The following is a 6,161-nucleotide window of genomic DNA, read 5'->3' as shown; positions in this document are numbered from 1 at the left end:
GGCCCGGCTGTGCCGAGCTGGGCTTCGCGCCAGCGCTCGGCAGCCTGCTGCAGCTCGTCCCACAGCTGCAGCAGTTCACGCGGGCTTCGCGGGGCCAGGCCCGCGAAGCTGGCGGCGCCGCTTGCGTGCTCGCGCGCAAGCGAGCGCTCCGCCGCCTGCAGCGCAGCGGCGGCGGCGGCCAGGCGGGAGCGGAGGCTCTGCCGCTCCGCTTCCCGGGCCTCCATGCGCCGGTCGTAGCCGGCGAATGAGGCGGCGAAGCGGCGGGCAGCTTCGCGCTCCGCCGCAGTAACCGCAAAAGCGGCAAGCTCCGGATAGCTCCAACCGGTGCCGATGCTGCGCAGGATGCGCTCCAGATGGGCCTCGTGTGCGGCAAGGTCGGCTTCCAGACGCTGCCGCTCTGCCCGGCGGTCTTCATAGCTTGCGCGCCTGCGGTCAAGTCGATCCAGCACAGGACCCTGTGCTATGAGCAGCTCGTCCGGCGGGTGAAGCGCCAGCTCGGCGGCAAGCTCGTCATGCTGCCGTTGAAGCCGCTCTACAGCACCAGCCGCACTGCGGATTTCCGCTTCCAGCGTCTGCCACCGCACCGTGCCGTTGTCCGGAAAATCCGCGATTTCCGGCAGGCTCTCCAGCTCAAACCGGGCTTCCCGCCACTTCAGCCACAGTTCACGGATATCTGACGCTTTGCGCAGCAGCTTCAGCCTGCTGCCTGCACTGTTCCGCGCAAGCTCAAGCTCAGCCAGCTTCTGTTCGGCAAGCTCAAGCGCAGCCAGATTCGCGTTATACCGGGGCAGCAAAGCCCGGCTCTCAGCCATATCCCGCTCCAGCTTCTCAATCTGCTGAAGGATTTTGGCCGCCTCCTGCACTTTGCCCCGCGGTTTATACAGCTTCTCCGCTTCCTGGAGCAGCTTGCGTTCGGCGCGCATAATATCACCGCCTCCGCCCATCCCCGCGTGGAACAGATAGCTGCTCATTTCCTCGGACTGCAGCGCGCCAAGCTCCTGCAGCTCGTCCAGCGACACAGCGAACAGCTGCCGGAACATGCTTCGCGAGATGCGCCCAAGAGCCGGCGTTCCAGCTCTTCCTGTGACGCTTCTTCCGTCCGGCCATCCGGATGCCGGACGGTAATGCTAAGCCTTTCGCTCCGGGCCTGCTGCTCCCCTCCGGCAGCGTAGCGCCGGATGATCCACTGTGCCCCCGAACTGTCACATGCCGTTAGAATCCCCCCGTGCTGGCCGCCCTGCAACGGCTCATACCGCTCCGCCGGATGTGCCCTGCCGGGAATCCCGAACAGCATGGCCCGGATAAATTGCAGTGTGGTGCTTTTGCCGGCTTCATTACGCCCGTACAGTACAGTGACGCCTTCCTTCAGCTCTATTTCCCGCTGCTGCAGCCGGCCGAAGCCGCTGATCTGCAACTGCTCTATCTTCATTGCGCATTCCCCCGCTTCTGCCGGTCAGCCCGCCTGATACAGCTTCTACACGCGCTGCTGCTCCAGTCTGACATTTCCGCTTCTTTCACCCTGCACGGTTCATTGGTCTGCCTGCAGGAGCCTTTACCATTCTTCGGCGCCACTTCCTGTGTCTGCTGAATTCTCATTCAATGTATCCGGCGTACCTGCGTCTTCCGCTGCCTCTTCACCATAAACCGGATGACGGCTGCCAGTCTGCACAGCTTCCTCCGCACTGCTCAGCAGCGTAATGCCAAGCTCTTCGGCGCTGCGCAGCCAGTCCCGTTTGTCATCGCCGTCGATAGCGGTAAGCAGCCTGCGCAGCTCGCGGTTTTCCATCAGCGGCTTGAGCGCCGCCGAGAGCAAGTCCTCCAGCCCGTCTGCAGTCTGTCCGCTCCGGCCGGAGAGCCGCAGCAGCTCGCCAAGGAAACTATCCTCCTGCAAAAGACGCTCCCGGTCAATCGGCAGGCCTGTCTCTACAGAAAATCCTTCAGTCCACACCAGACCCGCGTACATTTGCTGCCCGGCACGCACCGCCTCCCGCCGCTGCAGCTCGGCCAGAAGGTCGGCAGCAGCACCTTTTTCAGACAATAGTCTGTGTACGTTCCCGCGGCCGGTAAGTCTGAAGCGCACGACGGACATCAGCTGCGGAAGCTCATCACGGATTTCCTCTACTGCCCGTTCCACGGCATTTGTCCACTCCGCCTCATCTGCCAGACCGTCAATCGGTATTTCTTTCACCTGCCAGCGGACCGTATCCAGCTCACGAAACCGCAGAGCGGTATGGCCTTCTTCATTTACATCCACTATGTAACAGCCCTTTGGGCCTGTCTCCTTGACACTGCGCCCTTGAATGTTGCCCGGATACACAATGGCCGGACGCTCGTGCAGAATACTGCGCTTATGAATGTGACCCAGGGCCCAGTAGTCAAAGCCCCGTCCGATCAGATCCTTGCGGGTGCACGGAGAGTAGGTTTCATGCTGCAGATCCCCGTCTACATTGCCGTGCAAAAGCGCGATATGGAACAGGCTGCTGCCCGGCTTGCGGCTGAACCGCAATGACGTATTCTCCGTTACTTTTGCCGTGGGATAAGAGATACCGCTGATTACAGCCAGCTCCGCCCCGTCACTCCGCCGGCAGGCTACAGCTTGTCCCGGCTCTCCGGCTCCGAACATAGTGACTCCGGCAGGCAGCTCCATGTTCAGGCGCGGCCCGTCCAGCGGATCATGATTGCCATGAATCAGGTAGACGTGTATGCCCCGTCCGGCCAGTTCCCTGAGGGCCTCCTGAAAACGCAGCTGGCCCTGCAGCGAAGCATCCGAAACATCATAGACATCACCGCTGATGACTACAAAATCGACTTTCTCCTCTACAGCTACGCCAACAAGCCGCCCGAGGGCGGCGAAGGTGGACTCCCTTAGATAGGAGCGACAGCCTGCGGAAGCTGCGCCAGACCAACGAAGCGGCTGTCCAGGTGCAGATCCGCAGCATGCAGGAATCGGAAAGGAATCACCTAAGCTCACCCTTTCGTTTCCGGCTGGTACTGCAGATAGATCTTTTTGAGCTCATTGGCGACCCGGGTTAAGGAATACTGACTCTTCGCTTTGTCCCATGCGGATCTCGACAGCTCATAACGGTAGCCGGGATCTGCAATCACTTTTTCGAGAGCATCGGCAAGTGCGCTCTGGTCATCCGGGTTAACCAGCAGACCGTTGACCCCGTCTTCAATCTGCTCCGGTATCCCGCCGACATTAGTACCGACCAGGGCTAGACAGCTGAGCGCAGCCTCCGCAAACACGGAGCCGAATGCTTCCGCCCTTGACGGGAGTACAAAAATATCAAAAAACGGCATGAATTCTTCAGGATGCAGCGTATAGCCGTAAAAAATCGTTTCATTATAAATTCCAAGCTCCTGCGCCAGCGACTCCAGCTCCCCGCGCGAAGGTCCGTCTCCGATAATGTGCAGCACATATTCATGACCGCGGTTTTTCAGCTCTGCACAGGCTCTGAACAGGATATCCAGACCTTTGGCAGGAACCAGGCGCGTAACCGTCACCAGCTGCGGAATGCTGTTATCATGCGGAACCGGCTTAAATCTTTTTTCGTCAAAACCGTTCGGGATAATGCCGATGTTCGCAGGATGATCTGTATAAGGTGCCAGATAATCGGCAAAAGCGTGCGATACCGTCATCAGCCGGTCGCTGACATGCTCAAGCTCGCGGTAAATAGAGACCAGAAACTGATGCTCTATTCCGCCTTCCTGGATAACGCCGTTAAGGATCAGCTCGCGTTCGTAACTGGAGTGAAGCGTCTGAATCAGCGGAATGTCCGGATAGATCCTCTTCATCGCCAGGCCGGCAATCGGATGATGGGCATGAATCAGATCATACTGCTTGCTCATCCGCAGCTTGGTCCACCAGATATAGTCACGGTAGGTCTGGATATATTTTTGCACAACCGGACTTTCGCCGTACACCGTCCAGTCAAACGTTTCAAAGACAATCTCTTCGCGTCCCTTGTTCCGAATCCGCTTGGGCAGCCAGAACAAATCCATATCCCAGCGGCTGGAGCGGAACCGCTCCTGCAGATAAGGAATCATGGAAGATACGCCGCCGGGCTGCTCCGGCGGGAAGAATAGCGCTTGCAGCAAATTCATAAGGTACATCCCCTTTTCGATTGCCCCGATTACGGTGAGACTCGGCAATTATGATATAGTTATATATATGTACATATACAGGCAACGCTGAGGTCCCATATCTTGATTTTATCGGTATCCACCTGAAACAGCAAGGAATAAGAACACTTGAGCCTGTTTTGAAATCAACAAGAGGAGAATGACTTATGAATGAAGAACGGCTGCCCGCCGCATTTACCACTGCCATGAAAGAGATGCTGGGGCAGGAGGCGGACGCTTTTCTGCACAGCTACACGATGCCGCGGACCCAGGGCTTGCGGTTCAACACTTTAAAGAGCACCCCCGGCAGCGCTTCTGTCAGCAAAGCAATTGCCCAGTTCAGCCTGACTCCGGTCCCCTGGTGCAAGACAGGTTATTATTATGAGGATCCGGCCCGGCCCGGCCGGCACCCCTTCCATACCGCCGGACTATATTATATTCAGGAACCGTCGGCAATGTCCGCGGCCGAGCTGCTGGCGCCGCTGCCTGGTGAAACCGTGCTTGATCTGGCTGCTGCGCCAGGCGGCAAAACAACCCACCTCGCCTCTCTAATGCAGGGACAGGGCCTGCTTGTCTCCAATGAGATTCATCCCGAACGCGCCAAAATTCTGGCCGAGAACGTCGAACGTCTGGGTATTCCCCATGCACTCGTAACCAGCGCTGTCCCGGACGAGCTGTCACGGCGTTTTCCAGAGGTCTTTGACCGGATTATGCTTGATGCTCCCTGCTCCGGTGAAGGCATGTTCCGCAAAGATCCCGCAGCAATCCGTGAGTGGTCCCCTGACCATGTCCTTATGTGTGCATCCAGGCAGTGGGATATTCTGAAGGATGCCTATATCATGCTGAAGCCGGGCGGCAGTATGGTCTACTCGACCTGTACCTATAACCGCCAGGAGAACGAGGAGACGATCGCCCGTTTTACAGCAGCTTATCCCGATATGGAGCTCATTACTGCCAAACGGCTCTGGCCTCATCTTGAGAAAGGTGAGGGGCATTTCGTTGCGCTGCTGCATAAAGCACCAGCTTCAGCATCCGGTGACGCGGTCAGCACCCGCAACAAACGCAGCGGCGCAAAAAGCAAAAAGGGCCCGCGCGTAAACGCTTCGGTTCGCGAGGCCTATCAGCAGTTCCTGGACTGGGCCGCCAAAGAGCTGCCCGGTTACAAAGTACAGGGTACACCTGTGTTGTTTGGAGAGTCGCTTTACCTGCTACCTGAAACGTTTAATGAGCGTCTGCATACAGGCCTGCTGGAAGGCCTCAAGATCCCGCGTGCCGGGCTGCATGTTGCCCATTTGAAGAAAAACCGGATCGAACCGGCCCATGCCCTGGCCATGGCGCTTTCACCGGAGCAGGCTGCACGCAGCTTCGACCTGTCTGCTGACAGCCTGGACATTCAGGCCTGGCTGCGCGGCGAGAGCCTGCCGGTTCCCGCTGAGCTGCACGGCTGGACGCTCGTCTGTGTTGAAGGCTTGCCCGTCGGCTGGGGCAAAGCCAGCTCGGGCCAGCTGAAGAACCATCTGCCCAAGGGGCTGAGAATCCTGAAAGCCCATCTTGACGAGTCTTAGGCAGCTGACCAGTTCAGACCTCCCTCATAAGCATATGATGTCATTATCCCAAGGACGCCGCAGCTGGTGCAGACGCAGCAATGGGAATCAGACATAAGTTAAAGGGAGGAATCAGACATGGGTGCAATGCCAGGCTTTACTTCGACCGGTGCAATTTTGGTGCTCTTTATCCTGCTCGTCATCATTTCCCGTTCGTTGTTTGTCTAATTCCGTCCGGCAAGTAATGCGACAGTGACACCAAGCGGCTGTGCCGCCCTTCCCGGGGCTGTGCAGCCGCTTTTTGGTCTGAGGCTGCGCGGGGCAGGCCGCTCGGTTTGTGGAGAAAGAACCCCTGCCTGCAATCCGCTTCCCACTTCTCACTTTCCACTTCTCACTTCTCACTTCTCACTTCCCACCTCCCGCCTCCCGCCTCCCGAATCTAGTTGGATTATTGCTACTTAATTTCTCAGTTTTCCGGAATTTCATCTCATTAAG

Annotated in this window: 5 protein-coding genes and 1 pseudogene; 2 read left to right on the top strand and 4 right to left on the bottom strand. The window is 58.0% G+C overall.

Features of this window, described 5'->3' with window-relative positions:
* The 4 genes and pseudogenes from AWJ19_RS35860 to AWJ19_RS14885 all read right to left on the bottom strand — a co-directional run.
* Positions 1 to 1,040, bottom strand: a pseudogene (locus AWJ19_RS35860) (AAA family ATPase); the annotation flags it as partial.
* Entirely contained in the window at positions 968 to 1,429 is a 462-nt protein-coding gene (locus tag AWJ19_RS37315) for an AAA family ATPase (RefSeq protein WP_068724888.1), read from the bottom strand. The gene AWJ19_RS37315 and the pseudogene AWJ19_RS35860, both read right to left, overlap by 73 nt.
* A gap of 123 nt (positions 1,430 to 1,552) precedes the next feature.
* Positions 1,553 to 2,971, bottom strand: a complete 1,419-nt coding sequence (locus tag AWJ19_RS14890; RefSeq protein WP_068724886.1) for a DNA repair exonuclease — start codon at positions 2,969 to 2,971, stop codon at positions 1,553 to 1,555.
* Positions 2,968 to 4,104: a glycosyltransferase family 4 protein gene (locus tag AWJ19_RS14885; protein WP_068724885.1), complete on the bottom strand. Its 1,137-nt coding sequence runs from the start codon at positions 4,102 to 4,104 to the stop codon at positions 2,968 to 2,970. Before AWJ19_RS14885 ends, AWJ19_RS14890 begins: the two co-directional genes overlap by 4 nt.
* A gap of 185 nt (positions 4,105 to 4,289) precedes the next feature.
* Here AWJ19_RS14885 and AWJ19_RS14880 point away from each other — a divergent pair, with 185 nt between their 5' ends.
* Entirely contained in the window at positions 4,290 to 5,687 is a 1,398-nt protein-coding gene (locus tag AWJ19_RS14880) for an RsmF rRNA methyltransferase first C-terminal domain-containing protein (RefSeq protein WP_068724883.1), read from the top strand.
* 117 nt (positions 5,688 to 5,804) lie between these two features.
* Entirely contained in the window at positions 5,805 to 5,894 is a 90-nt protein-coding gene (locus AWJ19_RS35855; RefSeq protein WP_198536574.1) for a sporulation protein YjcZ, read from the top strand.
* Positions 5,895 to 6,161 lie beyond the last annotated feature (267 nt).

The organism is Paenibacillus sp. DMB5 (assembly GCF_001517085.1).
Taxonomy (GTDB): domain Bacteria; phylum Bacillota; class Bacilli; order Paenibacillales; family Paenibacillaceae; genus Paenibacillus_AQ.
Note: the sequence above shows the minus strand (reverse complement) of the source record. Positions and strands in the feature narration are given on the sequence as shown.